Origin of the sequence: Lunatimonas sp. (genome assembly GCF_020832325.1) — a bacterium.
Lineage (GTDB): Bacteria > Bacteroidota > Bacteroidia > Cytophagales > Cyclobacteriaceae > Lunatimonas.
Window position 1 is genome coordinate 20,312 of the sequence record NZ_JAFIEU010000047.1, and the last position, 26,774, is coordinate 47,085.

Annotated in this window: 18 protein-coding genes; 5 read left to right on the plus strand and 13 right to left on the minus strand. The window is 46.5% G+C overall.

The features are described from left to right. Positions 1 to 180 precede the first annotated feature (180 nt). Genes JJU34_RS18050 through JJU34_RS18065 form a run of 4 tightly spaced genes read right to left on the minus strand, consistent with a single transcriptional unit; the run spans position 181 to position 4,164 of the window. Complete coding sequence (locus tag JJU34_RS18050) at positions 181 to 819, minus strand: hypothetical protein (RefSeq protein WP_228693816.1); 639 nt, start codon at positions 817 to 819, stop codon at positions 181 to 183. 25 nt (positions 820 to 844) lie between these two features. Next, complete coding sequence (locus tag JJU34_RS18055) at positions 845 to 1,246, minus strand: hypothetical protein (RefSeq protein WP_228693817.1); 402 nt, start codon at positions 1,244 to 1,246, stop codon at positions 845 to 847. A gap of 17 nt (positions 1,247 to 1,263) precedes the next feature. Further along, complete coding sequence (locus tag JJU34_RS18060; protein ID WP_228693818.1) at positions 1,264 to 2,133, minus strand: DUF2490 domain-containing protein; 870 nt, start codon at positions 2,131 to 2,133, stop codon at positions 1,264 to 1,266. A 30-nt stretch (positions 2,134 to 2,163) separates the two neighbouring features. Next, entirely contained in the window at positions 2,164 to 4,164 is a 2,001-nt protein-coding gene (locus JJU34_RS18065) for a hypothetical protein (protein ID WP_228693819.1), read from the minus strand. Between the two features lie 228 nt (positions 4,165 to 4,392). On the opposite strand from JJU34_RS18065, the gene JJU34_RS18070 reads away from it, so the two are divergent. Together JJU34_RS18070 and JJU34_RS18075 are read left to right on the plus strand one after the other, a co-directional pair. Further along, positions 4,393 to 4,728: a hypothetical protein gene (locus JJU34_RS18070; RefSeq protein WP_228693820.1), complete on the plus strand. Its 336-nt coding sequence runs from the start codon at positions 4,393 to 4,395 to the stop codon at positions 4,726 to 4,728. A 75-nt stretch (positions 4,729 to 4,803) separates the two neighbouring features. Next, positions 4,804 to 6,186: a sigma-54 dependent transcriptional regulator gene (locus tag JJU34_RS18075; RefSeq protein WP_228693821.1), complete on the plus strand. Its 1,383-nt coding sequence runs from the start codon at positions 4,804 to 4,806 to the stop codon at positions 6,184 to 6,186. 14 nt (positions 6,187 to 6,200) lie between these two features. On the opposite strand, the gene JJU34_RS18080 is transcribed toward JJU34_RS18075, so the two are convergent. Then, complete coding sequence (locus JJU34_RS18080; RefSeq protein ID WP_228693822.1) at positions 6,201 to 7,328, minus strand: family 20 glycosylhydrolase; 1,128 nt, start codon at positions 7,326 to 7,328, stop codon at positions 6,201 to 6,203. 25 nt (positions 7,329 to 7,353) lie between these two features. Next, positions 7,354 to 8,553, minus strand: coding sequence for a DUF5009 domain-containing protein (locus tag JJU34_RS18085; protein WP_228693823.1), 1,200 nt, complete (start codon positions 8,551 to 8,553; stop codon positions 7,354 to 7,356). 79 nt (positions 8,554 to 8,632) lie between these two features. Here JJU34_RS18085 and JJU34_RS18090 point away from each other — a divergent pair, with 79 nt between their 5' ends. Together JJU34_RS18090 and JJU34_RS18095 are read left to right on the plus strand one after the other, a co-directional pair. Beyond that, on the plus strand, positions 8,633 to 8,782 hold the full coding sequence (locus JJU34_RS18090; protein WP_228693824.1) for a hypothetical protein: 150 nt from the start codon (positions 8,633 to 8,635) through the stop codon (positions 8,780 to 8,782). A gap of 175 nt (positions 8,783 to 8,957) precedes the next feature. Further along, the gene (locus tag JJU34_RS18095; protein ID WP_228693825.1) at positions 8,958 to 12,194 is read left to right on the plus strand and encodes a carboxypeptidase regulatory-like domain-containing protein; all 3,237 of its coding nucleotides are present in this window, start codon (positions 8,958 to 8,960) and stop codon (positions 12,192 to 12,194) included. Between the two features lie 169 nt (positions 12,195 to 12,363). Here the strand turns inward: JJU34_RS18095 and JJU34_RS18100 are convergent, their stop codons facing one another. The 6 genes from JJU34_RS18100 to JJU34_RS18125 all read right to left on the minus strand — a co-directional run bounded on the left by JJU34_RS18100 (position 12,364) and on the right by JJU34_RS18125 (position 22,134). Next, complete coding sequence (locus JJU34_RS18100; RefSeq protein ID WP_228693826.1) at positions 12,364 to 14,943, minus strand: TonB-dependent receptor; 2,580 nt, start codon at positions 14,941 to 14,943, stop codon at positions 12,364 to 12,366. Between the two features lie 851 nt (positions 14,944 to 15,794). Continuing rightward, entirely contained in the window at positions 15,795 to 16,181 is a 387-nt protein-coding gene (locus JJU34_RS18105; RefSeq protein WP_228693827.1) for a hypothetical protein, read from the minus strand. A gap of 148 nt (positions 16,182 to 16,329) precedes the next feature. Continuing rightward, positions 16,330 to 17,730 (minus strand): aminopeptidase P family protein, encoded by a 1,401-nt coding sequence (locus tag JJU34_RS18110; RefSeq protein WP_228693828.1) that lies wholly within the window; start codon positions 17,728 to 17,730, stop codon positions 16,330 to 16,332. 28 nt (positions 17,731 to 17,758) lie between these two features. After that, entirely contained in the window at positions 17,759 to 18,694 is a 936-nt protein-coding gene (locus JJU34_RS18115) for a dihydrodipicolinate synthase family protein (RefSeq protein WP_228693829.1), read from the minus strand. A 72-nt stretch (positions 18,695 to 18,766) separates the two neighbouring features. Continuing rightward, a complete protein-coding gene (locus tag JJU34_RS18120) occupies positions 18,767 to 21,004 on the minus strand; it encodes a S9 family peptidase (RefSeq protein WP_228693830.1) in 2,238 nt (745 codons plus the stop codon). A gap of 254 nt (positions 21,005 to 21,258) precedes the next feature. Further along, entirely contained in the window at positions 21,259 to 22,134 is an 876-nt protein-coding gene (locus JJU34_RS18125) for an AraC family transcriptional regulator (RefSeq protein WP_228693831.1), read from the minus strand. A 191-nt stretch (positions 22,135 to 22,325) separates the two neighbouring features. Here JJU34_RS18125 and JJU34_RS18130 point away from each other — a divergent pair, with 191 nt between their 5' ends. Beyond that, on the plus strand, positions 22,326 to 23,894 hold the full coding sequence (locus JJU34_RS18130; protein ID WP_228693832.1) for an L-serine ammonia-lyase, iron-sulfur-dependent, subunit alpha: 1,569 nt from the start codon (positions 22,326 to 22,328) through the stop codon (positions 23,892 to 23,894). Positions 23,895 to 24,029: 135 nt separating this feature from the next. On the opposite strand, the gene JJU34_RS18135 is transcribed toward JJU34_RS18130, so the two are convergent. Beyond that, positions 24,030 to 26,759: a DUF6797 domain-containing protein gene (locus JJU34_RS18135; RefSeq protein ID WP_228693833.1), complete on the minus strand. Its 2,730-nt coding sequence runs from the start codon at positions 26,757 to 26,759 to the stop codon at positions 24,030 to 24,032. Positions 26,760 to 26,774: the final 15 nt, after the last annotated feature.

Genomic DNA, 26,774 nt, shown 5'->3' on the forward strand with positions numbered 1-26,774 from the left:
ATGTACCAAACCGATCATTTAGGCACTATGAAGTGGATTTCAACGCCTACAAAAATTTAAAACTAGTTAAATTCACAGTTAAATGAAACATAAAACCCGTAAAAATGAGCTAGTTTAGAATAGAAGAACATCACTAAAGCATGAAATGATGCCAGAAAGATTTGGGAACAATTTCCAGAATCAAAATTTTAGATAAAATCCAGTATTTAAAGCAAATTGAACCAATGTTATTCCAACATTAGGATTAAATTGATATACACCTAATGAATCAGCAAACAAATCCTTCTCTCCACCATGAACAGGCATTATCATATTAATCTGCGTTACCAACCCAAACCTCTGAGAAAACGGCAACTTAACACCTCCTTCCATCGCAAACGCCAGCTTTCCAAATGACGAAAACCTGTCCTCCAACGAGGAAATATTCATTCTGCCAATTCGAAATATCCCGAACGGAACGATTGCGGCAGTCGGTTCATTGCTTTGAAAACCTCCACCAACCATCAAAGATGAAACCTGAATTTCCCCAAGTTGTTGCCAATTTTCCATGGGAGCCGCTCTAAATTTGATATGACTGGGACTGGTCAGGTACGACGCATCCAATATAATCCCGTTTTCTAACTCAAATGAACCAACGAATTGAAAGTTAATACTTTCCCTTGGCATAACTATACCGGAGGGAGTCTTTGCATTCCCAGCTACCCTGTAGCCAACCAAAGCCCTAACACCAACTTGTTGTGAGAGAGCGAAATTACTTATGAATGTAAAGCAAAGTAATAAGTTTATTACCAATGCGGCCTTAAATTCCTTAGTTTCCAAACATCGCTTTAACATGCTCATTATATTATTTTCTTACCCGTTCAATGTAGGTGATTTCAAATGGCCGAATCGTAGCCGACCTACCATCCTCCTCTATCCTGTCTTCTGTAATTGAGTCGAACTCACTTCCAAAAAAACGTATAGGAAATTCATCCACCATGTAAGCAGCAGGAAAATTACATACACGCAAAACCGACAGATTCGAATCGCCGGGAAACCGCGCGACGACGAAAAACTCCATCCTTGTTTGATCATACCTTACCATTCCATCTACCGAGTTCCAAGATCGTAGGGGTGCTTGATTATCAAAAACACCACATGAGCCTATACTCTCAAATTCCAATATATTGCTACAAGATGAAAGCAAAATCAACCATCCAAAAAGAAAACCTGATTTCACGCTCCAATAACATGCTTTATCGCTCATAGTTAACAAATCTGATGTCAATTAATGATGTTATCGATCCTACTTCTTCCGATTCGCAACTTGGAAAAATAGTCGATGAAGAAATAAACCATGGGTCCACGGGACATGTCAATCGTACGACCATCCCCTCGAAAATTGTATTGATGTAGATAACCAACATCAACTCTAGCCCAATCCCAAAATCTATAACCAATGCCCACAAAATTTCGGTTTTGGGCAAACTGGTTAAGATTCATGTTCGGCCCAAACTCTAGATGAAGCTCATGATAATTGACTGTGTAAAGAACATTATTGTCATAAAAATGCTTTCCATTGATTGGAACACGAAATCTGGTTCGCTGGCGCATACGATAGTTCCAAACAGGTCCGAAAGGATCGTCCACACCTCTCCATCTACTTTCAAATCGCCAACGGTGGGTCATGTTTATCCATTCCTTTCCAGCCTTTTTGATATATGCATCCTGGGTAATTTCCAGTGTAGTCCTTAGTTCATACTCGGTATCGCCTATTTGTTGCACGTCTGATGGCTGACCTTGCCGAGGATCACTGATAAACAATGCCAGCGGACTTAAGTGAACCCTCGTAAACCGTCCAAATTGGTAGGCAATATACGGTCTTATACTGGTCCTTAAAGGCTGTTCAAACAGGTTATTGTTTTCTAAACCACTTTGTCGTCTATGTATGATATCAAAGTAATAAAACCATGTTTTTGCATCCGAAAGATAGTCTAAAAAAATAAACTTGGAGTAAAACACTCTCTCGTCAAACATTCTCCTATCTGGCCGATCACTTACTGGAAATTCGTCCAAAATCTGTGATCTAAGCGGCAGGGCCAACATGTAAACAGTCATCAAAAGAAATAATGACTTGTACGTATGTCTTCTCATAAAGATAATTGGTATTGATAAGGTTGGTTTTTATAGATCTAGGACTCTTCGGATACGGTCAGGATTTGATTCCCGCCTAAGTCTTCTCTCCATCGTCCTCGTTTCTGCGTCAGGCATCGACGCAATTTCCACCAATCTGTCAAAGGCGTCATTCATTTCCGCAATCAAAGGCAACAATTCTCGGTAATCTTCGACTTCAATTATCCGGTTTCTATAGTCTGGAAGCAAATACTCCATGGCTGCCAAATAGATATTTCGCTTAGTCCGTGTTTTTATATCGTGCCTGTCCATATAAGGATTGTAATCATACCGGGTGAAAGCCTCGTCAAGAATTTCCATTCTCTTACGAACCATTCCAATAGGTTCGTAGGCTTTAAGGTAGGCCTGGATAAGACCAATCATATCGAGTCCGATTTCCTGCCTCGCACGAAAACCCTCTGCATTGCTATAGGCCTGCCTGCTGATATCAAGCTTTTTGTTAAAGTTATAATAGAGGCCAAGCAGGAAGTTTGAAAGTGGTATACCATCCGAATCCATCACGTCAAAGCCCCGACCAACATCGAAACGCGCTTCAAGGCTGTCCAAATAAGATAAAATATCCTCCTCCAATTGCTGACTAGCAATTTCACGCTCGATTTCCAATAGCGAATTACGTAAGAACGAGTCAAATCGGCTGATATACTCTGCCTTTTGCTGCGCATAAGCGAGCATGTTAAAAACTATCCCTTCTCCGTTTACAAGAGAGGCACCGTTATCGACGATGCGATACCTTGATTCCCCGTCAAATGTATAAGTAATGGTGTCAACACGATTAATCCCTTGGATACCATCTTGATAGTAAAAATCCCTACTCTGGTACTTAAATTCATCTCCCTTTAAACGCTCTACCTCCTGACTGAGCAACTCAAACTTGGCAAGTGAATTCTCGTAAAGCTTGAAAGAAAACGCCAAACTATCATTTTTCTGCCTGTTCAACGATAAGGAAGAGTTATTGATGAATTTCTGAATATCAGAAATACTTTGATCTATCAAATCAGCGGCTTCACTTAACGCTGCCTCTTCTGCTTTTGTAAATGTATACTCAAAACGACGGGTTGCTCCGAAATCAATGAGGTCAATTCCCTCTAACTCCAATCCCCCTATTTCTCTACTTTTCAGGACGTTTAATGCTTCTCCAAGTACCTTGTTTCCCAAAAACTGAGAGGCCTCTTCCTCAGAAATACTGGGAAAACCGTCATCGAATACAAGGCCAAAAGACCTATCTCCCATTTTAAAATCAAGATCACTATCTTCCCTTTGCAACGCAGCCAGCTTTTCAATTACACTTTCGTATTCCACATCAAACACCGCAACCGATTCGTTCCTATTTTCTAATCTAAGGTTTGTCAAAAAACCATTATCGTACATGCGGGTTTCAAAATACTTTACGGCATCAATTGAATACTCCATCGACCACTCACCATCAAAAAAACTATCGGCGCTAAAATTTCCCCTAACAAGCGTTTGCCCTTCCGAACCATCCATGCTAAACCGAAATGGTCCCGCTTTCATGCCCTCGCTAAAAAAAACCTCCAAAGACTTAGCGTTCTTTCCAGTTTTCCCATTCACCACTTCCTTCTCCTCGAATACCCAGTTTCCTATCGCCTTTCCGGATTCGTATACCGCCCTTAAGCTTGTTGATAATCCATTTATAGTTGTCTCGGCTTTAAAATTATCTGTTACGGTCTCTACCGTTATATCATAAAAATTATTTTTATAAATCCAATTGCCGTGCTTCTTACCATTTTCATAGATGCCTGATATCCTTCTCTGAACAAACCTTCCTGCCTCATCAAAATATTCGGAGGAATAAAAAAATGGTCCATCAAAAACATTTATCGAATCCCTAACAAAAAACGAATATTCAGCTTCGCCAACCTCATCACCAAGAGAAAATGATCCTTTATAGGTAAAAATATCCTGTGCTTCCAAATCGAAACAGGAAATTAAAAAACAGGTCAGTAAATACACTTTTAATATACTTTTGAACATATGATACCCTTTCGATTGGATTTATTAACGGCGCTGTTTTTTTGATGTTTCCACCGGTAAAACTACGAAACACAATATAATTAACCTAGGCAAACAGAATTTAGTTCTTGTTTTTGATTTTAATTTAAATTAGAATGAAATTCACATTCCCAACAAATTTGGAATAATATTTGTTATTTTTGCTCTAAATAAAAAAATCTACACCAATTCCATCTCAATTAAAAGGTCATGTGTAAATTCAATCCGGCTATTCTGATTACTACAATCTTTTTGATAATTTGCCTTCTTGAATCTTGCGTTTCGAACCGAAAGGCACTCAGTCAGTGGATAGGAGCCAACCAAAACGAACTGATTGAAAAGTGGGGAGAACCAGATCGAATAGAAAAGGATGGCATCATGTCAATTTGGATTTACGACCGCTTTACCGACAAATTTCCTGGCACAACTGGCACTAGATCCATGGCCTCGGGAGAATCTGGAGAATCAGACTACGACAATGCCACCGCTGTAAGATTCATCATAGGGCCGGGCCGAAATATTGTAAAATACGAATTGGAAAACTAAAGACAATTTCCTTTATTACAGCTAATGTATTCCAAAAATAAGGGATGCTATCGCAACAACCATTTACAAGTCTGTATGTCCGGAATTTTACTAATAGAAGATGACTTAACCTACTCAAAGGTGATCCGGAAATTTTTGGAGAAGAATAGTTTTTCCGTTACGACCGCAATTACACTAAAGGAGGCACACCTTGCGCTTAAAAAAATTACTTTCTCCCTCGTCATAACCGATTACCGGCTACCAGACGGTACAGGCATGGAACTCCTAGAATACTGCAATGTAAACCTGCCAGACCTACCGGTGATCCTTATCACCAACTATTCCGATATCCGAACCGCTGTACGTTCCATGAAACTGGGAGCAGTAGAGTATATCACCAAACCCATCAATCCGGATGAATTGCTGCTCACGGTAAAAGAAGCTCTCTCTATACCTAAACAGGTTATTTCCAGCCAAAAATCAACCAAGACGGCAGGGGAATCCTACTTTGTGGGAGAAAGCCTGCAAGCGCAAAATCTCGAAAAACAAATCAACCTCGTGGCACCTACGGACATGAGTGTATTGGTCCTCGGCGAAAGCGGCACCGGAAAGGAATTTATCTCCAAGCGCATCCACCAAAAATCCCTTCGCAAAGATGGTCCATTTGTCGCGGTAGACTGTGGGGCATTGTCTGCAGAACTGGCAGCAAGCGAACTCTTTGGGCATGTAAAAGGAGCATTTACCGGTGCGGTAGAAAACAAAACCGGCCACTTCGAAGCAGCCGATAAGGGCACCTTGTTTCTGGACGAAATCGGAAACCTGAGTTATGAAATCCAGATCAAATTACTACGGGCGATACAGGAGCGCCGCATACGAAAAGTTGGTGGAAACAAAGACATCCCCGTGGATGTACGCATCATCGCTGCCACCAATGACGCCCTTCGCGACAGCGCCTCTACAGGCAGCTTCCGCGAAGACCTCTACTACCGGATCAACGAATTCAGCATTCACGCCGCTCCGCTACGCGAGCGGACAGCAGACTTCGATGGGATTCTCTCCCTCTTTCTCCAACAAAGCAATGAAAAGCTCAACAAACACGTCACTGGCCTCAGCGAAGAGGTCAGCACATGTTTTAAAAAATACCCCTGGCCTGGAAATCTCCGTGAACTTAAAAATGTGGTCCGACGGGCCGTCCTGCTCACCGGAGAAGGCGAAATCCAACTCGATGCCATTCCGGAAGAACTAACCCTACCCCCTACAGCTATTCCCGAAACCCAGCCTGATCAAGAACACCAGCCTGAAAAGCAGCCTATCACCTCCACAGAAGACCTGAGAGGCAGCTTTGAAGATCAGGAAAGGGCACTGATAATCCAAACCTTGGAATCCGTTCGTCACAATAAATCCCAGGCGGCAAAAATCCTGAAAATGGACCGGAAAACCCTCTATGCCAAAATTGAAAAATACGGGATCTATTCCTAAAACACGGTAAAGCCTCAGTTAGCTAAGGCCTCCAACCTTTCAAACATCTTCACAAACGTAACCCAAGGGTTTTTCGCTTCGGCTTCGCTCAATTCCTTGCCCTGCTCGGCCTTATACTTATCAAAGCCATCCAGAAACTGCTCCGCGCTGGACCACACCGTCAACATAACGCCCTTAAACCTGTCTTTCATGGCATTGGTGTTATGTGCTCGGAATGTAAGCATATCCTCTACGTGTTTTACGCCCACTTCGGGTTGATCCCAAGAACAACTTACCACATCAAATCCCTTCATGGCAAAATAAACCGGCGTCTGCACCGGCCTTACATAATGCCAATCCGCAATCACCACATCCTTGGGTATCATATCAATCGCTCGATGCGTGTTGTTCATGCTCGCCTCCCACATGCCAATGCCGGTCTCCTTCCCGTCGATCAACCGATCACCCCATATCCATAATTTCCTGTTTCTACCTGCTAAATGATTTCTGATCTTGGTCACTTCCCCGGCAAACAACGCTGCCTTATCCCTGCCACCGCACCTGGGGCATTTATCGTCGCCAATGTAAAACACTTCATCCATACCCGCATGGAATGCGTCGGCCTCGAAAGCATCGCATAACTCATCCACCAAAGCGAATACTACCCCGTGTACTTCCGGATGAAGCGGGCAATAACTCTTGCAGTACAATCCATCGTCGTTGGGCCACTTGTATTCAGCGGGCATTTGCACATGGGGCGTTTCGTCAAACTCGGGGTAGACCTTCAGCAAATTCCCAATAGTACCTGCCCAAGATTGATGGCCAAGCAAATTAACCTGAGGAATCAACTGTATGCCATTCCGCTTACCAGCCTCCACCAATCGCTGAATATCTTCCTTGGATAACGGGTTGGCGCCTCTCAATTCGGGGTGGGACTCGTACGCATAGTCGAAATCCACTCGAAGCACCAAGGTATTTACGCCCCTCCTCCGCAACTCGGTGTCCATAAATCCGACAAAACGATCTACCTGACCCTTTTTGGGCGCTGCAATGGCAAAACCTCTCACCGGTAATGTATCTGCCAAGGGAATGGCGGCAGATTCAAACGAAAACAGGCCTAGTATGGCCGCGACAATCGATCCAAGTAGTATTAATTTTTTCATTTGAAATGAGGTTTTTGGGTATGTGTTAAATTTTCAGCCGAATCCGCCATCTTTCGAGCAGACCGGTGATCAGGATGATCATCAGTGCATAAATCAGTGATTTTAGGATTCCAAGCGCGCCGGTCCTCCATACCAACGGCAGGGCTAGGCCTGTAATCGAAAGCAAGCCATAGTGGATATATGGCAACAGGTAGCAGGTAAGTGTACTGGTGCCAGCGGGTTTGATTAGCTTAAACCACTCCTTTTTGCCCTTTAGCTCCACCAGCCAAATCAAAAAACAAAAGAAGACAATGCTGATGCCTATGCAGATAGTGACCCATGAAGGTGAGGAACCGATCTTATGTATGCCCCATAGCGGCCTGGTAAGCCATCCAAAACCCAAACAAGCAGCCGCCATTAGGCTCATCGTCATCCAAAACCTCCCGGATTTGCCAGACTCCAGGAATGGCTGATAATACAGGGCTGCGATGATTCCCGCCATAGCAAGCGCAGGGGTAGCGCCGTCATCGATCAGCCAGATATATGGTTTGACAACCCTGATTGGATCCAGCCAACCCAATTTTGATAGCACGCTAAAGGCTAAAAACCCCACAAATACCGCCCACATGGCAGAAATTTTTCCTTTGAACACCACAAAAACCAGTGAGCTAATCAAATACGCCCAACCGATCAGACCCAATATACCCCACCAATAAAACCGCATCCAGCTAGGATTGTCTGCTGTGCCTCCCTGATACACCAGTACCAATCCCAACAGCAGGATCCACCCCAACGCCTGACCCGTATATTTCTTCGCCTTTGCCCCATCCTTTGGGTAGTCCAACCATATCATAAAAAAGGCAATGGTCGCCAAAATCTGCCATACCGGCTTGGGCAACATGGCCAATTCCCGATTATAAGACTCCAAGTTAACGTGACAAAGCCCCATGACCAGAAGTGCAAATGACCTGGAAAGAATGTGCAAGACAATCCCCTGATTAGCCTCTCCCCGCTTCCAGCGATTTTGAAGGGCAAAGGGAATGGACAATCCCACAATGAACAGAAAGGCGGGAAAAACCACATCCGCCAATCCCATCCCGTCCACCTTGGCCGGGACATGGCCCAGCCATTCGGGGATATCCCGAAGTGTCCAGAGGTCGTTGACAAAAATCATCAACAGCATGGTGAGCGCCCGAAAGATATCAATCGCGTAGGACCGGAAACCGGCAACAGGTTTTGCTTGCATCGTATGGGGTTAGGAAACAGATTACATGGTTGGAATTTAGTTATTTTTCCGCTGCCGTGCTATACCGCAAATCCAGTTTTTGTACAAAATATTTTTTTTTAACACCCACCAGCAGGAAGTCTGGTACAAGGGAGCGCCCACCCTGGTCTCACCCGGTGAGTGGGAGTTGCGCGGCTTCGAAGCTCCCTATCCTACTGCTGGTATTAGGGAGTTTGAGGGAATTAGGTAACGTAAAAGGCAAGCTACTGTTCGGGACAACCTGTTGACAAAGGCAGCATTTTGCGGAATAATTCCCCAATTTTGGCGCAATCAGCGAGGGAAAATGCGGTAAGATGGATTGGTATGCATTTAGGGAAATGTTAAACGATGTTAAAACTAATTTCCACTCCAAACCAAATACGACCATGAGATATGCATTTATCCTTTTTCAGGCTACCTGGCTATGGACAGCCTTCGTTTCCGAGCTACATGCACAGGGTGTCACCACGGCAAGTATGACAGGCACGGTGGTAGACTCGGAGGACCTGCCACTGCCAGGGGCGACCATCCAGGCCGTACACATTCCCTCGGGGACGACCTATACCAACATCACCCGGGACAACGGACGGTTTAACATACAGGGCATGCGCACGGGGGGTCCCTACAAGGTGACGATTTCATTTATTGGGTTTGATACCCAAACCTACGAGAACATCCGGCTTCGGCTAGGCCAATCCTACACACTGAACAGTAAGCTATCAGACGAAGGAATCGAGCTGGAGGTGGTTCAGGTTTCGGAATCAAAAGACGCGCTACTGAACGATGAAAAAACAGGCGCCTCCACCACGATCTCTACCGAGGCTATTACTTCCATGCCTACACTAAGTAGAAGTGTACAGGACTTTACGCGATTGACCCCCCAATCTTCAGGTGAATCCTTTGCCGGACAGGATCCAAAAGCCATCAACTTCTCATTGGACGGCAGCATTTTTAACAACTCATTTGGACTAAGCGGATCGATTCCCGGGGCACCTACCAATTCGACTCCGATCTCGTTGGACGCTATTGAGGAAATCCAGGTCAACATAGCCCCTTACGACGTTACACAGGGAGGTTTCACAGGTGCAGGGATAAACGCAATTACCCGATCTGGTGACAACGAGTTCCGAGGATCGGCCTTCTTTAATACTCGGAACCAATCGCTGGTAGGAACCAGAGCCTTTGGTACGGAAGTGGTAACGGAAGAATTTAATGTACAGCAATATGGATTCCGGCTAGGTGGTCCGATCATCAAAGACAAACTCTTTTTCTTTATCAGCGGGGAATCGGAGCGACGCAGTGATCCCAACTCTCCCTTTGTGGCAGATGCACCTGGTAGATCGGGAGCTAATGTCACCAGAGTGCTTCAATCTGACATGGAAGATGTACGCAACTTCGTAATGGATAACTTTGAATACGATCCCGGGATGTATGAGGGGTACAACCTGCCTACTATTTCAGACAAGTTTTTGGTGAAGTTTGATTTCAATGCGCATAAAAACCACAAAATCAGTGCTAGGTTCAATACCCTTATTTCCTCTATGGACCGACCAGTGGCTCGAACCTCCCTGGGATTTGGCGGTAGGAACCAAAACTTGTTTTCGCTTAATTTTCAAAATTCGAATTACTTGCTAAATGATAACATCTACTCAGGTATCGTAGAGGTAAACTCCAATTTTAACAACCGGTTTTCGAATGAACTCCGGTTTGGTTTGACGGCAAACCGTAATTTCCGGAGCTGGGAAGGCGGCAATTTCCCCATGATTGACATTTTGCAGGATGGGAGAAATTACATGTCACTTGGCACCGATTTGCTTTCTCCAAACCGTGCGTTAAATTCGGACACTTGGCAATTTCAAAATAACTTTACCGCCTATTTTGACAACCATACCCTAACGGCCGGCGTGAATTTCGAATACTTTAATTTTGAGTACACCTTTACTCCTACCTTTTTTGGACACTACGTGTACAACTCCTTGGACGATTTCTACCGCCACGCAAGCGGTGAAGAGGTAGAACTGAGAAGGTTTCAGCGCCAGTTTTCGGCATTGCCGGATGGATCAGTACCGACCGCAGTTACAAACGCCTACATAGCCAGTGCCTATGTGCAGGATGAGATCAACGTTACCAGCGATTTTAAGCTGACCCTCGGATTGCGGCTAGACGTACCGTTTTATGAACAAACGGCGCTTAGAAACACGGCTGTCGAGTCCCTCGATTTTCGTCGCCCAAACGGTGATCCAATGCAGATTCGCACCGATCAACTGCCGGAACCGCAATTTATGTGGAGCCCCCGTATGGGATTCAATTGGGACGTAAACGGCGATCGAAACTTTCAGATTCGGGGTGGCACAGGGCTCTTTTCGGGTCGCCCCATTTATGTCAACATCTCCAATATGGTCAACACAAACGGCATGCTGCAGGGGCAGATTCGCGAAGACAACACCACCAACTTTCCCTTTTCTCCCGATGTCAATGCCCATATTCCGGTCGGTGGTGGCTTGCCCAGTACCTACGACCTCGCCTACATCGATCCCGGGTTTCGCAATCCACAAGTTTGGCGGTCAAATATCGGTATTGACAAAGACCTTTTCGCAGGAGTCGTGGGAACCTTTGAGGCAATCTACACCAGACAGGTCCACGATCTGCTATTTTATGACAGCAACCTAACCCCTCCCCAATCAATCCTCGGTGGCGCAGACGATCGCCCGCTTTATGGATTCTCCGATGAGGCCAACCGTATCAACCCAAACATCACCAACGCCGTAGTGATGGACAACACGAACCAGGGATATTCCTATAGCCTCACCTTTCAGCTTCAAAAGAGCTTTACCAGGGGTTTTTATGCGATGATGGCCTACAACTACGCAGTGGCAAAAAACATGGTAGACGGCAACACCCAGCACTTCCTGTCTTACGAAAACATCCATTCCGTCCGAGGCGGAAATTATCCAATTTTGGGGTATTCGCTGGATGATCAACGGCATCGCCTTATCGGATCGCTAAGCTACAAAAAGCAGTATACCAGAAATATGGCAGGTACCCTTTCCCTGTTTTACGAGGCCAGAAATCAAGGGGTTGAATCGTATGTATACAATACAGATATTAATGGTGATCAGATAGCAGGGAACGACCTGCTTTTTATCCCAACCGAAAGTCAACTGGCAGAAATGCAGTTTGCCCCGCTAACGGTAAATGGTTCGGTGCTTTCAGCGAATGATCAGCGCAGTTTGTTTAATGATTTTATCGAACAGGATCCTCACCTAAGCGGAAGACGGGGCATGTATGCGTTAAGAAACGGTGTCCAGTTTCCGGTGGTGGGCCGCTTGGACCTTTCTTATATGCATGAGTTTTTTATCAACGTAGGCGGTAAAACAAACTCGCTGCAACTTAGGGCTGATGTTTTCAATATTTCAAACATGATCAACAACAAATGGGGCGTAGGACAAATAATAGCGAACGAATCGCCGATAGGCATCGTGGAGATAAATCCCTCCAATAATGTCCCTGTCTATCAACTCAATCCCCGGGGAGAGGATCTCCCTACAAGTACATTTACCCGCACCGCCAACATTGGCGACGTATGGCAAATGCAGCTGGGACTTAGGTACATCTTTAACTAGTAAACCACCAATCTTTTCTATGATGAGGGGCTGTCCGTTTTCATGGACAGCCCTTTTTTTTTGAACGTTTGCTTACTAAAGCCTTTTCACTACCATTTGTGGCACCAGCTTGTCGCTTTATTTAAAAAAACAAAATGCAATTTCCTTACACGATATTTCAGCTGGGCTGCTAGGGATGTTTTTGCCATTGGTGCCGCAGCGTAAACCCAAACGTACGTTGATCCCCAAGTACAGCAGCGTAATGGCCCGCATTCCCTGCACCCGGCAGCAACATCTCGAAGTAGTCGGTGTTCAGCACATTTCTCGACCACACAATGACTGAAATGCCCGTGTTGGTCCTAAATCCCGAACGCAGGTTGGCGAGGGCGTAGCCTGGAACGTTCATGTAGCGGGAAGGTGAGGGACTGGAGGAAAACTCAGACCTGAAAAAGCCATCGCCTGCGATAAAAAATTTGCCCTTCATCTCCCACAGCGTGGCGTCCTTCGTCCACTCCATCCCCAAGGATCCGCCCCACTTGGATATTCCTGGCAACCTGCCGCCGGAAATATCCTTAAATGGCTCCCCCCCTACCTCTTCCAAAGGTACCGGTGCATTGGTAAACTTCACGTATTTGCCATCGGTGTAGGCAAGTGCCGTAAACAGGCTGAAGTTCCGGTGTAAACGCACATTTGAATCCAATTCCAACCCTGAAACGGCCACTCTTTCCGCATTCGCCAGGTACCCGCGATTTACGGACAGGTCCGGGGTTTGCACCAAGGTTTGGAAGTTGCGTATATCCGAGTGGTGATAGACCAGATTCAACGTCGAGGTGTTGGTCGGCTTGGTCTTGACCCCAACCTCCCAGTGAATCAGGTTTTCGGGCTCGATACGGGCCAACTCGGTCATGGTTCGCCCATTTTCGCGGGGGAGCCCCCCTAGGTTGATGCCAATGGGCTTGAAACTGCTGGATACCGTGCCGAAGGCGTTGATTCGCTCGGAGGCTTTATAGGCCAAGGTCACCTGGCCGGAAAAGTTCGACTCCTCCACACGGGCATTGAACGCCTGTTCATTGTACACAGACTGCTGAAGGGCGATCAGCGCCGGATCTTCCGTCTGAAGGCCTCCATAGGTGGTACGGTTGAAGTCAACCCGCTTTTCGTCGTAGTTCCACCGAACGCCCGGGAGCACACTCAGTCTTTCGGTCACCTTCCAGTCCAATTGGCCAAACACCGCCCCGCTGAAACTCTCCAACCGGTTGCGGGTTTGGGTGCCGTATCCCTCTAGAAGACCGGGTGTCTGCCATAGGGGACTCTGGTTCGTCTGCACAAACCTCCACTGATGGATGCCGGACTCCTCGGTATGGTAGGGGCTGGACTTCAGGTCCTGCCACAGGGCAAAAACACCCACTACGCCACTCAGCTTGCTATTGAAATCACCGGCATAGCGTACCTCCTGCGACCATTGGTCGTGACGGGAAGGTGCCTGTGAGAGAGATAGTGCCTGTAGCCCGGTAAAATCCCGGTCATTGGAAGGATCCCAGTTCCAATATCGCCACGCAGAGGTTGCGGTAAGGGTACCGCCCCCTACTTCCGCATCCACATTTACAGATACCCCGCCCATATCGTTTCCGGACCGCCACTCGGTATCGTGGTCGATGACCCGGTCGAAGGGGTTGGCGGAAGGAAGCGAATAGTTCAGGTCGGCGATAATCTGGTTAAACTGCCTAAACGGGGCACGTCTGGTTTCCACCACCCCGGCGACCACCTGGGCATACCCATCCGGGCGTTGTCGGCTGATATCGGCGGCCAGCAGCACCTCCACTTTTTCGGAAGGCAGGTAAAGCAATTGGCTCCGCAATCCCAGGTTGTTTAGGGTATTGGTATGGCGCTGCGTCGCTTGATTATAGATCAACCCGTCCCGCTTGGTACCCGTATACGACAGGCGGGCGGCTAGCTTTTGGGAAACCGGCCCGGTTACCGAGCCACGTGTCTGCACAAAGCCAAAGTTACCAAAACTGGACTCCACCGCGGCATCCGGCTGAAATCTGGGACGCCTCGTAGTGATGTTGAACGCCCCAGAGGTGGTGTTCTTGCCGAACAGTGTGCCCTGCGGGCCCCGGATGACTTCTATTTGGTCCACGTCGATGAAATCCAGGGTAGTTACTGCCGGCCTGGCATAATAAACGCCATCCACATAAAACCCGACCCCCGGGTCAATGCCGTCGTTGGTAAGCCCAAACGTCGACCCAAGGCCCCGGATGTTCAGGGTGGTGTTGCGTGGATTGGAGGAGTAGAGCTGCACGGAGGGGACCAATTCCTTAAGGCGGTTGACATTAAATGCCTGCGCATCTTCCAAGAGGGCGCCTCCCACTACGGTGAGGGAGATGGGTACCGACTGCACTTCCTCCTGACGCCGTCTGGCCGTTACCACGATTTCATTCAACTGATTATCCTCTGCCAAACGGATCTCCAAGGGCGCGGAGGGCGGTGACAACAGCTGTAATGATTGGCCTTCAAACCCGATAAAATTAACCTGAAGGGTAATGGGATAGCGCTGCTGATGGGATAGGACAAAACTCCCGTCCTCTCCCGAAAAAACAAACTGGCTGGTACCATCTATACGAACGGTAGCCCCGGTGAGCAATTCACCGCTAGCAGACCGAACGGTACCCGTAACCGGTTGATGGGTTTGTGAAAAAACGGCATTGGCATACAGCCATAGGATTCCCAAGGGCGCAAAAAAGCGCCAAGTGTAAAATTTTTGATACATTTGGATGTTGTTTAGGTGTTTGAAAAAAGCTGAAGAGGCTTTCGAGTAGGGCCTGGGCAATGTGCCGGGACTGGTGGCTCAGTCCCGGCTATCTACCTGTCCCTTCGCTTCAAGGACCAAGATGGGGACGCCTAGGCCTTTCCTGGGATTTGTTTTCCATTACGCTATAGGTTGTTTGTTGCACTGGGCTTCTCGTTGTCAACAGACCAATCTCTCCTTTAGAAAACTCACCGAAAGCATTGGATTCGCCCTTTGCGGTCGGTAAACGATTCCTATTCTAATTCATAAAGAAGAGTTTTGAAACACGAAGATCCAGTCCTTGATTACTAGGCAAAAGTAATTGGTCGATAGTATATTTCCTAATATCCCTATATGTTTTATAGGGTTTATAGATTAAATAATTTAATTATCTTTAAACCAATTGAAAATCAATATGTTAATAAAATTATGGTGTCGAAAAAATACGCAAACATCTCCCTAATTCACCCAAAAACACCGTGCTGCACATAGATAATGGGCAACGTGGCTTCTCCTAAATGTTATTTTTGGGAAGAGCTGGTATTACCCAGCGTCTTCATCATGTTCTCATGGTGCTTATCTATCTCAAAAGCAAATGGTTCACACTACCATCAGTCGCTCTATTGAAAATAAGGTGCAAGTGCATGAGTCCTTGGCATAAGATCGACAAGGGAACACACAAAAGATTGGTCGCGTGAAAACCTAGTTTAAATTTGAAATGGCTCTCGAACCATTGACGTTAATTAGGGACGGTTTACTCAACTTCGGACCAACACAGAATCTTCAATACTTACAACGAATTGAATTATTGAAGAATTTAGAACTGTATGCCTTTAGTTTAAAGAGCTCAAAACAACTTTCCAATCAAAGGGATACATGGACATTGCTTCATTGAAGGTGGCCGATCTATCGATCTCTTCGTTTACGGTAGGAATTTGAAGCAACTTGTGGTTGCACAGAAGCTGATTGGATTCTAGCTGCCTATGCAAGAACGAAATCCGATAATCACATCTCCTGACTACCTCCAGCAAGTGGGTTATTTGCTTATCCCGCTTTATACGTAAAACCTTACTTCTCATATTCTGAACTTGGTTCTTCAACTGAAAAACTGTTTTCAACAGGTCAGATTTCTTTTGGAGTTCAGAGCTTATTTCTTTCTCTATTTCTTCACGTATCTTAGCCAACCGCTTAATTTGATTCACTTTATCCTGTATAGCCATAGATGGGTTTGCAGAAGTTCAATTAATATTACTAATTGTTGCCAAACTTCAAAAACCGGGCTAACTTGAACGAAAAAAATATTTTTATTTTTAATATTTTTTACAGGCTAATAAAACAATGTGTCAATAAATGAAACAGGAATGATAGTTACTCTATTCCTACTGTGCTTCGCAAAGTCTCCACCTCAGATACAGTGATCTCCAAAGGGTCACCCAAGACCTTGGCACCAACGGGAGTGATCTGATAGGCATCTTCCACCCGTATGCCCCCAAAATCCCGAAAATGGGCCACCTGCTTGTAGTCGATAAAATCCTTGTGAAGGCCGGCAGCCTCCCATTGGTCCATCAACTGCGGAATAAAATATAGGCCAGGCTCAATGGTCAGCACAAACCCTGTCTCCAATTGTTTTCCCAACCGCAGGGACCGAAGCCCAAATTGGGTACTCTTCTTCAGTGTATCGGTATAACCCACAAAGGGTTCTCCGAGGTCTTCCATGTCATGCACATCCATGCCCATCATATGGCCCAAACCACACTGAAAAAACAAAGCATGGGCCCCTTGGACCACGGCCTCGTCCAAATCACCCTTCATAAGTCCAATGGATTTTAGCCCCTCTGCCAAAGTTCGACAGGCCAGTAAGTGTACATCTTTAAAAAACACCCCTGGCCGCAGGGCCTGTACCGCCACCTGATAGGCATCCAACACCATCTGATAAATTTCCTTTTGCTGGGAGGAAAAAACGCTTCCTACGGGAATGGTGCGGGTAATATCTCCGGCATAATGCATCGCTGACTCGGCTCCAAAGTCTCCCAATAACATACCTCCTTCCCGCAACTGATGGGAATAGTCGTGGTTGTGCAGAATCTGACCCCGAGTAGTGATGATGGGCGGAAAGGATACGGATCCTCCACCAGAGGCGGCCTCTTTCAATACCAAGCCGAGCAATTCATATTCATACATACCGGCACGGGCCTCGCGCATCAACGCCTTGTGCATCCTGACAGAAAGGTCTACCGCCCGGGAAATTTCCTCGATTTCGCTTTCCGCCTTGATAGACCTCAACGCAACCACCGACTGGATAAACCCCTCCGACACCTGCTGAGAAACGGCAGCGGTAGAAATCCCCAGCCACTCCGACAATTTCAGCAGGTTTTCCGGCCTGTATGGAGGAAGAATATGTACGTGTTCCAGGGGAATATCTTTCAGGACCTCAGCCACATCGCGTTTGGGCCGGGTACGATCTACACCCACCGAATCCGCAAGTTCCTGCAGTGCCGGGTGGGTGCCAAACCAAACCGAATCCTCTGTACTGATATCATCCCCAAAAATCACCTCTTGGTCCTCGTCTACGTGAATGATACCAGTCAGGCCACTCATATCCAATCCAAAGAAGTACAAAAACGTGCTATCCTGCCGAAAGGGGTACCAATTGTCTTTGAAGTTCATGGAACTCTCCTCATTGCCCAAAAACAGCAGTACGCCAGTGCCCATCAGTTGCTTCAGCTTCTGCCTGCGCGCTATGTAAACCTCCTTTGGAAAGCGATTCATAGGTGATTGGTTAAAAGGTGCTCAATCCTTAGGATTTTGATACAGCCTCTACTGTAGTCTTGTCCCAAACCGGTAACTCCGGTCGCGAAATTAACGATTCCTCGATGATTTTCAAGACCTCCCGACGCTCCTCTCCAATAAGTGGTAAACGAGGTGCACGTACATATTCTGTTCCGAGTCCGGTAGCCACTTCTGCCAATTTAATGTACTGGACCAACTTGGGGTGAATATCCAACTCCAACAAGGGGAAAAACCATCGGTAGATTGTCAACGCTTCGGCAATACGGCCTTCTTTGACCAATCGGTAGATGGCAACCGTCTCTCTGGGAAAAGCGCATACCAAGCCGGCCACCCATCCATCAGCGCCCAGCACCAAACTCTCCAACGCAAGAGGATCTACGCCGCCGAACACTTTGAATCGATCCCCAAAGCGGTTTTTCATCTTGGTCACCTGGTTCAAATCCCTCGTTGAGTCCTTGACGGCAAGGATATTTTCACACTGTGCCAGCTCTTCAAACATGTCTAAGGTCACCATGATCTTGTAGTCGATTGGGTTGTTGTAGATCATGATTGGGAGGTCAGTAGCTTCCGCTATTTCGGTAAAAAATGCCACGGTCTCCCGTTCATCTGCTTTGTACCGCATAGGTGGCAGCGCCATGTATCCGGCCAGCCCGGAATCAGCCGCCTGCTCCACCAATTGAACCGCCTTTTTGGTCGATTGCTCGGCGATAGTCAGTACTACAGGAACCTGGCCGGCCACCAAATCGACCGTTTCCTTTACCAATACATCCTTTTCGTAATCCGTTAGCGTGCTGGCCTCGCCCAGGCTGCCTCCCAAAATAATCCCGTCTACACCTGCCTCCAATTGCGCCTCTACCCCCTTCAAGAACATTCCAATATCAAGCTTATCGGTAGCCGTAAACTTCGTAGTTATTGCCGGAAAAACTCCCTTCCACTTTAACATAGCTTTAAAATTTGTGTTTATCGAATCGGTTTAAGTTAGTTACTCTTTGGGGTATTTAAACTGTAGAATATGCTACCTACCTCCACTTGGTAGCTTCTCCAGCAAAAATTTTGTCATTGTCTCGCGTAAGTGGAGGGAGGTGTTTTCCCTTTCGTTGATTCCATGAGCCCGCATAGGATAAGACATCATGGAAAACATCTTATTGTGTTTAATCAGTTTATCCACCAGCATTTCAAAGCTTTGATAGTGCACGTTGTCATCGGCGGTGCCATGCATGATCAGCAGGTCACCCTGGAGATTTTCTGCATGGTGCAGCGGTGATCCCTCCCTGTATCCCCACGCATTGTCCTCCAACAGCCCCATATACCGCTCCTGATACGTAGCATCATACAAGCGCTGATCGGAAACAAAGGCGATAGCAATACCTGTCTTATAGACTTCCGGGTACCTAAACATACAATTAAGCGTCATCTGGCCTCCACCGCTCCATCCCCACATCCCTACCCGGTCGGAATCGATAAAATCATAGGTAGCAAAAATCTTTTGGGCAGCCTTGTGCTGGTCCTCAGAGGCAAGTATGCCTATTTGTCCGTAAATGGACTTGCGCCAATCCCTGCCCCTGGGTGTCCTAGTGCCCCGATTGTCGATGCTTATAACCACATACCCCAGCTGAGCGATATAATGATGCCAGAGATCTCCGTTCTGCCAACTATCCTGCACGGTAGCACCTGCGGGCTCTCCATACACGTAAAATAGCAAAGGATACTTTTTAGACGAATCAAAGTCTTGAGGTTTAATCATAAAAGCATCCAATACAACCTCCCCAATATCCACTTTGAAAAATTCTTTGGGATTGAGCCTTAATGCCGTGAACTTCTCCTTTAGCTCACGGTTGTCCTCCAAAACACGGAGTAAACGATGATTAGGGAGACTGACAACGGAATATAGGGGAGGTGTATCGACATTCTGAAAGGTTTGTATGGCATATCGGGAATCCGGCGAAATCTGATAGGCGTGCTGCCCAGGATATTCAGCAGGGGTGATACGCTCTGCTTTTCCAGGTTTAGTTAGCGGACTTCTGTAAAGATACCTTTGAGTATAATTCTCTGGAGAAGCAATAAAATACACATAGCCTCCCGTTGGGTCAATGTGACTGATCCTAACCACATCAAAATCACCTTTTGTTATCAACGTAGAGGAACTTCCATCGCGGGATACTTTATAAAGATGTAGCCATCCATCACGCTCGCTGGTCCAGGTGAAATAGTTGTTATTGTCCAACCACTGTATATTATCGTGAATATCCAAAAACGCCTCGTCGGTATCTTCCAGTATCTTTACCAAACCCATGCTATCCACATCTCCTACCCATACCGTGTTGGTGTTTTGCCTGCGGTTAAGCTGCTGCACCATAATCTCTCGGGACTCGGGAATAAACTCCATCCTGGCCAAGTAGTTATTCTGAGGATCTCCCGGAAAATCAAACCACCGAGTGTCCCCACCGCTAGCAGACACCACTCCGATTTTAACGGAGGATAGCTTCTCCCCCACCTTGGGGTAAGGCAATGGAATGGGCTTGGAATAAATGGAATCTATATTGTTGATCAGGTAGAAAGTGCCCACATCCTTCGCATCTGAACGCCAGTAGGCGATGCTTTCTCCATCCGGACTCCACCTGAACCCGTCGCGACAGTTCAATTCTTCCTCATACACCCAGTCAAATGTCCCGTTGATGATTACATCACTCCCATCGTAGGTCAACTGGACAATCTTCCCGTCTGCCAACGTCTCCACGAAGATATTGTGTTCACTTACGTAAGCCACCTTGGTGGCATCGGGTGAAAATTTGGTAAACATCAAGGAACTCGATGGCAAACCCTTACCAAGTTGTTGAAGCGTCTTGGTAGCGACATCCATCACCCAATAGTCTCCTCTCGTGTGATAACGCCATACTTTTCGCGTATTGGTAAAGATCAATAGCTTGGTATTATCCTCAGACCACTCATAATCTGCGATTTTTAAGGGGGAAGAAGCCCCTACCCGGATCAAGTCCTGGGCAGACACCAACACCGAGCGCCTTCCCGTGCGGGCATCGTAAATCACCATGTCGTCACCGCCTACCTCGGCATTTGTCTCTATACTTGAGTAACCCTTGGAGTCCTTCATCCAGCGAATGGGACCAAACCGGTTCTGATTGTAGGTACCGTTTGCGAAAATATCCTCCAGTCTAAGCTCGGACTGGGAGTACGCCACACAAAAACTTGCAATTTGAAAAATGGCAGTAAGTATCAGTATCAGAAATCCTTTCATGAAGCTACTAATCGGTTGTACTATATTAAAAGAAGATAAATAGACCACTCCCAAAGGAGCGGTCACTAGAACATGGTATAAAGTTAGCTGAATCGACGCGATGAACTATTCCATAATTTTATCCAAATCATGTGATATTTTAACGTTGTGATGTGTTTTATCAATCCGCAGTCGAAAAATCCTCAATACCCTTCTCGAGGCTGGCTGTAAAAGAATAACAACGTCTCGTTAAGAATTCGCTCAGATGATTGTCGTCAATCCGGATTTTTGGTTAAGCTATTTCTGAATTCCAACGGTGTCATCCCCGTCACACTCTTAAAATGTTTATGGAAGTTTGACAAATTATTGTAACCGGAACTGTAACAGCATTCCGAAGTATTTAAATCATCCTGGCACAACAGTCTACAGGCGTTAGCGATCCTCACTTCAATCAAAAATCTTGAAAAGGTCTTCTGGCTTTTGTATTTGAAATATCTACAAAAGGCAGTTGGTGACATATTCACCATGGCTGCAACTTCCTTCAAGGTGATTTTTTCATTGTAGTTGTTCCGTACATAGTCAAACACTACGTTTATTTTAGGTAGATTTTCCTGCACCGAGTGAATCGGCAACCCAAGGGAAGACACAAAATCCAAGTTGTTGTCCTTGGATATCAACTCCAAAATTTCCAACAGACCCAGCACTTTACCAAAAGGCTTCTTATCTGGCAGTGCCTTTAGTTGCTGACCTACAACATCCTGCTTTTGTTGGGACACTTTGATCCCATATATCGATGAATCGACCAACTTCTGAATGGCATAGGCTTCTGGAATATCGGTCAGTATATTTTTCAGCACATCCTGATTGAAAAACACAGAGATTGCCTGAACTTTTTTGCTGCGTCCGGTAAGAAAATCCAACTCCTTATTGCGAAATACATGGGGCAAATTCTTCCCCAACAGGTAGATTTCCCCCTTTTTAAAGGGGACCATACTTTCCGAAACAAACAAAGCCCCGTCTCCTTGAAGGATCAAAGTGATCTGAAATTCCTCGTGGAAATGGACCGGCTCAAAAAAACTGTCAAGATCCCAACATTCAACCCTAACCGTTTCTTCTTTTAATCTAGGTACTTTAAAGTATAGTGGCTGCATAACGTAGGATGAATCATAACTACGGAGAAATAATCCGATGCATCAAGTTAACCGAATAATTTGAATGTTTGCAAAAAAGTATACAAAAAAAGACTGAAATGATAAGATAGTATACAAATTGGCTAAAATTTGAAAGTGTTTATGGCGCCATAAGCCTTATTTTTAACTAACGATACTAAACGAGACAATTCATGAGTTACCCAAGCATATTCAATGACGTCGTAGGCCCTGTGATGCGGGGTCCATCCAGTTCCCACTGTGCTGCTTCCTTGCGGATCGGTCGTTTTTGCCACGACCTGATGTCAGGCAGTATTTCCAAGATTGAGATTGAGTTCGACCCCAACGGGTCGCTGGCCACTACCCACAAAGATCAAGGATCTGACATGGGACTTTTTGGGGGTTTTCTAGGCTGGGAAGCCTACGATGAACGGCTCCTTCATTCGGAGATGCACTTGGGGGCTGCTGGCATTCAATGCGACATACATATCCGCGATATTGGTGCAGAGCACCCCAATACCTATAAGATCAACTTGAAAAACCCTTGGGAATCCCACGAGGTAATCGGGATTTCAACTGGAGGTGGCATGATCGAAATCACCGAAATCGACGGGGCAGCGGTTTCTCTGGCCGGAGACTTTTTCGTAACCTTGATATATACCGATCATCCCGAACCGTTGATCAAGTTCATTGAGGACACATGTACCTTCGATGAACTGAACCTTCGACAGGGAAAAAAATCATTTATAGAAGTCAAATCCCAGCAGTTCCTAAACCCTTCAATCTTAGATAAAATCACCAATTTGGCGGAAGGAAACGAAGTAAAGGAAATCAAACCTGTTCTGCCTATACGGGCACGGAAGGACCTCCAAGTTCCCTTTATAACCTGCGAAGAGATGTTGGCCTACAACGAAACGGAAAATTTATCCCTTTGGGAACTTGCCGTTCGGTACGAAAGTATACGGGGAGGAATTTCCGAGGAAGAAGTTTTAGCCAAGATGGAGGAAATACGGGTTATACTGAAAAATGCCGTGGAGACCGGACTGGCGGGGACTTCTTTTGAAGACCGTATTTTGGGGCCACAGTCGGTGACTTTCAAATCCATGATGGAAGAAAAAAAGTTGGTGGATGGGCAAGTATTGAACAAAATAATCATGTACGTCTCGGCCATCATGGAAGTAAAAAGTTCTATGGGAGTGATCGTGGCAGCGCCAACAGCTGGTTCCTGCGGTGCCATGCCCGGAGCGGTATTGGCCGTAGCAGACACTTTGGGTCTCTCAAATGAAGAAACCGTAAAAGCACTGATGGTAGCCGGACTGATTGGGATATTTATTGCAGCACATTCCACATTCGCTGCCGAGGTCGGCGGGTGCCAGGCAGAATGTGGCTCCGGATCTTCCATGGCTGCAGCAGCTATCGTAGGCTTGGCAGGTGGAAATCTAAACCAAAGCTTGTCTGCTGCATCCATGGCTTTGCAAAGCTCCTTAGGCATGATCTGCGACCCAATTGGCAACCGCGTGGAAGCGCCCTGCTTGAACAAAAATGTCATGGCAGCATCCAACGCGCTTTCCTGCGCCAATATGGCCCTCGCCCACTACGACCACCTCATTCCACTGGACGAAGTAATCGAGACAATGTATATAGTAGGTAAGAGTATCCCCAATACGCTTAGATGTACCAACTTAGGCGGTCTGTCTATCACAAAAACTGCCAAGGAAATCGAAAAAAGACTGGGACAGCAGCAGTTTTACAAGAGCTGCTAACCACTGCTGCTATAAGCTCCAGGAGCTGCAAACGGTAACATTGAGAAAAGAGCGAATAGGTATTCCATACAACTATTCGCTCTTTTTTGTGCTTGATCAACTATTCTCGGACTAACTCCAAAATCTACCTTAGGGTTAAACTTCCCCCAATGTATGAATGGTATTTTGGATCAAACCCTTTACCTCAGAGCCTCTATCATTCAAAAGGGTAAAGTCAATCTCCATAACCCAGGTGGGCTGGATTTCCGGCAGGTAAAGCTTCAGCGTCTTGCCATCTTCCATCAGTTCGGCTTTTGACACCGATAATTCTTTGACGTTGTGGTGTCCGGAGCCATACTTTCTGGATCGTAGCAGATCCCAGGTTTTCACGGTATAATTGGCTACTTGCTGTACACTGGCCGGATCCAATTTTTCGGAGAAAGTCAATACGACACCCGATCTTTCCGCTTTGATGTCAACCGGAATATGCATGGGCTGATCAGTAACCCGTATCCGATAAAGGCCACCCAACTGTGGTTGAGAGGAACCCCACGCAGAGAGTCCACAGGCATACAGCTGCCCATCGCCTGGATTAAAGCGTCCGCGCATGATTCCGGTTGCAAAACGCTTGATCGGCAATTCAAACACGCCGCCCTGATATTGTCCCCCTACTTTCTCATGGGGAACCACGAATATCTTGCCGTAGCCGTAGGAAAGGTTCAGTAACTTGCCGTTGAGTGCACCCCATTTTTTACTGTCCACCCACAGCAGTTCCGCGGGGGATCGATCGATGTCCCGCTCTACCCAAACCAAGGGCTGCACCATACCTGTATTTGAGCTATCCGGAGGTGTATTATAGCCGAACATATTTCCATAGAAACCTCCCTTTTTTACCCAGTTAATCCGATTCATCGGATTCCAATGTCCTTCCTGATCCGTGACGATAAAGGTACCGTCCGGGTTGAGGCAAACGCCATTCGCAGCCCTAAAACCGGTAGCAATGGTTTCGGTCTTTTTCCCGTCACTGCTTACCTTCAGCAAGGTGCCATGCTGCGGAACCAACGCTTCCCTGGCATGGCGGGCGCTTTTGGCATAATACAAGTTTCCTTCATCGTCCGTCTGAAGGCCCATGGCAAACTCGTGGAAATGATCTGTCACCTGATGGTCGCTGTTGAAACTTTCGTAAAAATCGGTTTCCATATCTCCATTGAAATCATGGAGACGTACGATCTGATCCCTGCAAGTAACAAAAATCTCTCCCTTGATCACCTTTACCCCTAGGGGTTGAAATAATCCGGAAGCGATACGTTGCCACGTAAGGGTGGAAGGCGTTTTGGTGAAACCCTCCACCAACCACACATCTCCGTCTGTAGAACAAATCACTCCTTTATTCGGATCACTGAAAAAATCTATGCCACTCAGCCGAAATTGGTTTTTCCATGGGCTATCAAAAGGTGGGTTCAAGATGTCCACCTGAAAAGGTCCATCCTGTTCTCCCACGATTGCTTTGGTCGTTAGTTTCTGTGGATACCTACCCGAGGATCCCTTTGTGTAGGCCTGTAGAGATTGCTGTTGCCCCCAGTTTTTGGCTAGCTCATCCAGTCCTCCCAGACCGGGCTTACCCATGAGGACGGTAATCCTTCGATTACTTGCAGGCTGTATTTCCAAGGCCACCATTTCCTCGTTGGTTGTCAATGCGGTACCGCCACCCACAACGGCCACAGCAGTACCGGCTTTTGCCACCATCATCATTAATGGAGACTCGACACCTGTAAGCTCGAGTTCCCGCACAAATACTAGTTCATCACCCAAATGCCTTAACCCAAAGGTTTCCAATACCTTGGCTGTTCCTACGGTGTAGGACACCACCACCTTATCTCCGTACTGGTAAAGGCCCTTGTACTGTGTCCACTCACGGGGTAGTGGGCCAAATTTACGTCCGTCTCTTGCGGTAAACCTGGGGTCGTCAAAGCTTCCAGATTGGGGGTGGGCCCATCCTGGAAGGGTTTTACTCTCTACATGCAAATCCCCGATGGTGCGGGGTGAAATATTGTGTTTGCCATTAAACAGAATTCCTTCCCAATCGATAAAGCCCTCTCCGGTCCAAGCCCCGGCCACTCGCATCAGATCGTGATCGAAGGCCATCCATGCCTTTCCGGCTGCGACGCCTCCCGTTCCCTCGTCCAATCGCACGGCAATACCTTTATAGGCAAAATTTGCATATGAAAAATCCTCGTCCGGTAGAGGTGCCGGTGTACCTCCTGACCTGGGACGTACCGGGGCATCCTGTCCGGCAAGCTCGTAGGTATTAATCAGGAAATTTCCGTAATCCATATCCGCCCAAGGATGAAATGCACCCGGCAAAGGGCCGGTATTGGTTCCCTCAGGAAGCGTCGCCAAGTAAGCATCATTTATTTCCGTATATTGGTCCGGATTGTCTTCTTTAAGAAATCGTTCACGGATATAGTAGATAATATCGTACTTTTCCAACGGCGTCAGATGGGTTTGGGGAGGCATGGAACCGTAACCCCGGGTGAGCGTTTGATACATTGAGTAGGGATCCTTCCCAACTTTGAATGCTTCATTCCAAAACTTAAACGCTGTGGGGATCGAACCTTCCTGATCCGCATCACCGTGACAATTGAAGCAATTGTTGTTGTAAATATAATCACCCACCCGAAGGGCTTCATCCTGTCGATTGGTGAGGCCTTCCAATAGGGTTTTATGGTCTATATCCCGTTCATAATCCGGAAGGTCTGCCATAGATAAAATAAAGTTACCCACTGACTCAGATTCACCCTTGTCCGTCTCCGACCCCTTACCGCAGGATGCTACCAGTACCGCGACCGAAACCAACAAAGCGAAGCAAGCAACTACACGTATCAAACTTAAAGTTAGTTT

Excerpts from the sequence above, each read along its gene's own strand:
- JJU34_RS18110 (WP_228693828.1), bottom strand. The coding sequence starts at position 17,730 with ATGAATCGCTTTCCAAAGGAGGTTTACATAGCGCGCAGGCAGAAGCTG.
- JJU34_RS18095 (WP_228693825.1), top strand. The coding sequence starts at position 8,958 with ATGAGATATGCATTTATCCTTTTTCAGGCTACCTGGCTATGGACAGCC.
- JJU34_RS18075 (WP_228693821.1), top strand. The coding sequence starts at position 4,804 with ATGTCCGGAATTTTACTAATAGAAGATGACTTAACCTACTCAAAGGTG.
- JJU34_RS18060 (WP_228693818.1), bottom strand. The coding sequence starts at position 2,133 with ATGAGAAGACATACGTACAAGTCATTATTTCTTTTGATGACTGTTTAC.
- JJU34_RS18125 (WP_228693831.1), bottom strand. The coding sequence starts at position 22,134 with ATGCAGCCACTATACTTTAAAGTACCTAGATTAAAAGAAGAAACGGTT.
- JJU34_RS18100 (WP_228693826.1), bottom strand. The coding sequence starts at position 14,943 with ATGTATCAAAAATTTTACACTTGGCGCTTTTTTGCGCCCTTGGGAATC.
- JJU34_RS18120 (WP_228693830.1), bottom strand. The coding sequence starts at position 21,004 with ATGAAAGGATTTCTGATACTGATACTTACTGCCATTTTTCAAATTGCA.
- JJU34_RS18055 (WP_228693817.1), bottom strand. The coding sequence starts at position 1,246 with ATGAGCGATAAAGCATGTTATTGGAGCGTGAAATCAGGTTTTCTTTTT.
- JJU34_RS18130 (WP_228693832.1), top strand. The coding sequence starts at position 22,326 with ATGAGTTACCCAAGCATATTCAATGACGTCGTAGGCCCTGTGATGCGG.
- JJU34_RS18070 (WP_228693820.1), top strand. The coding sequence starts at position 4,393 with ATGTGTAAATTCAATCCGGCTATTCTGATTACTACAATCTTTTTGATA.
- JJU34_RS18085 (WP_228693823.1), bottom strand. The coding sequence starts at position 8,553 with ATGCAAGCAAAACCTGTTGCCGGTTTCCGGTCCTACGCGATTGATATC.
- JJU34_RS18065 (WP_228693819.1), bottom strand. The coding sequence starts at position 4,164 with ATGTTCAAAAGTATATTAAAAGTGTATTTACTGACCTGTTTTTTAATT.
- JJU34_RS18105 (WP_228693827.1), bottom strand. The coding sequence starts at position 16,181 with ATGGCTATACAGGATAAAGTGAATCAAATTAAGCGGTTGGCTAAGATA.
- JJU34_RS18080 (WP_228693822.1), bottom strand. The coding sequence starts at position 7,328 with ATGAAAAAATTAATACTACTTGGATCGATTGTCGCGGCCATACTAGGC.
- JJU34_RS18115 (WP_228693829.1), bottom strand. The coding sequence starts at position 18,694 with ATGTTAAAGTGGAAGGGAGTTTTTCCGGCAATAACTACGAAGTTTACG.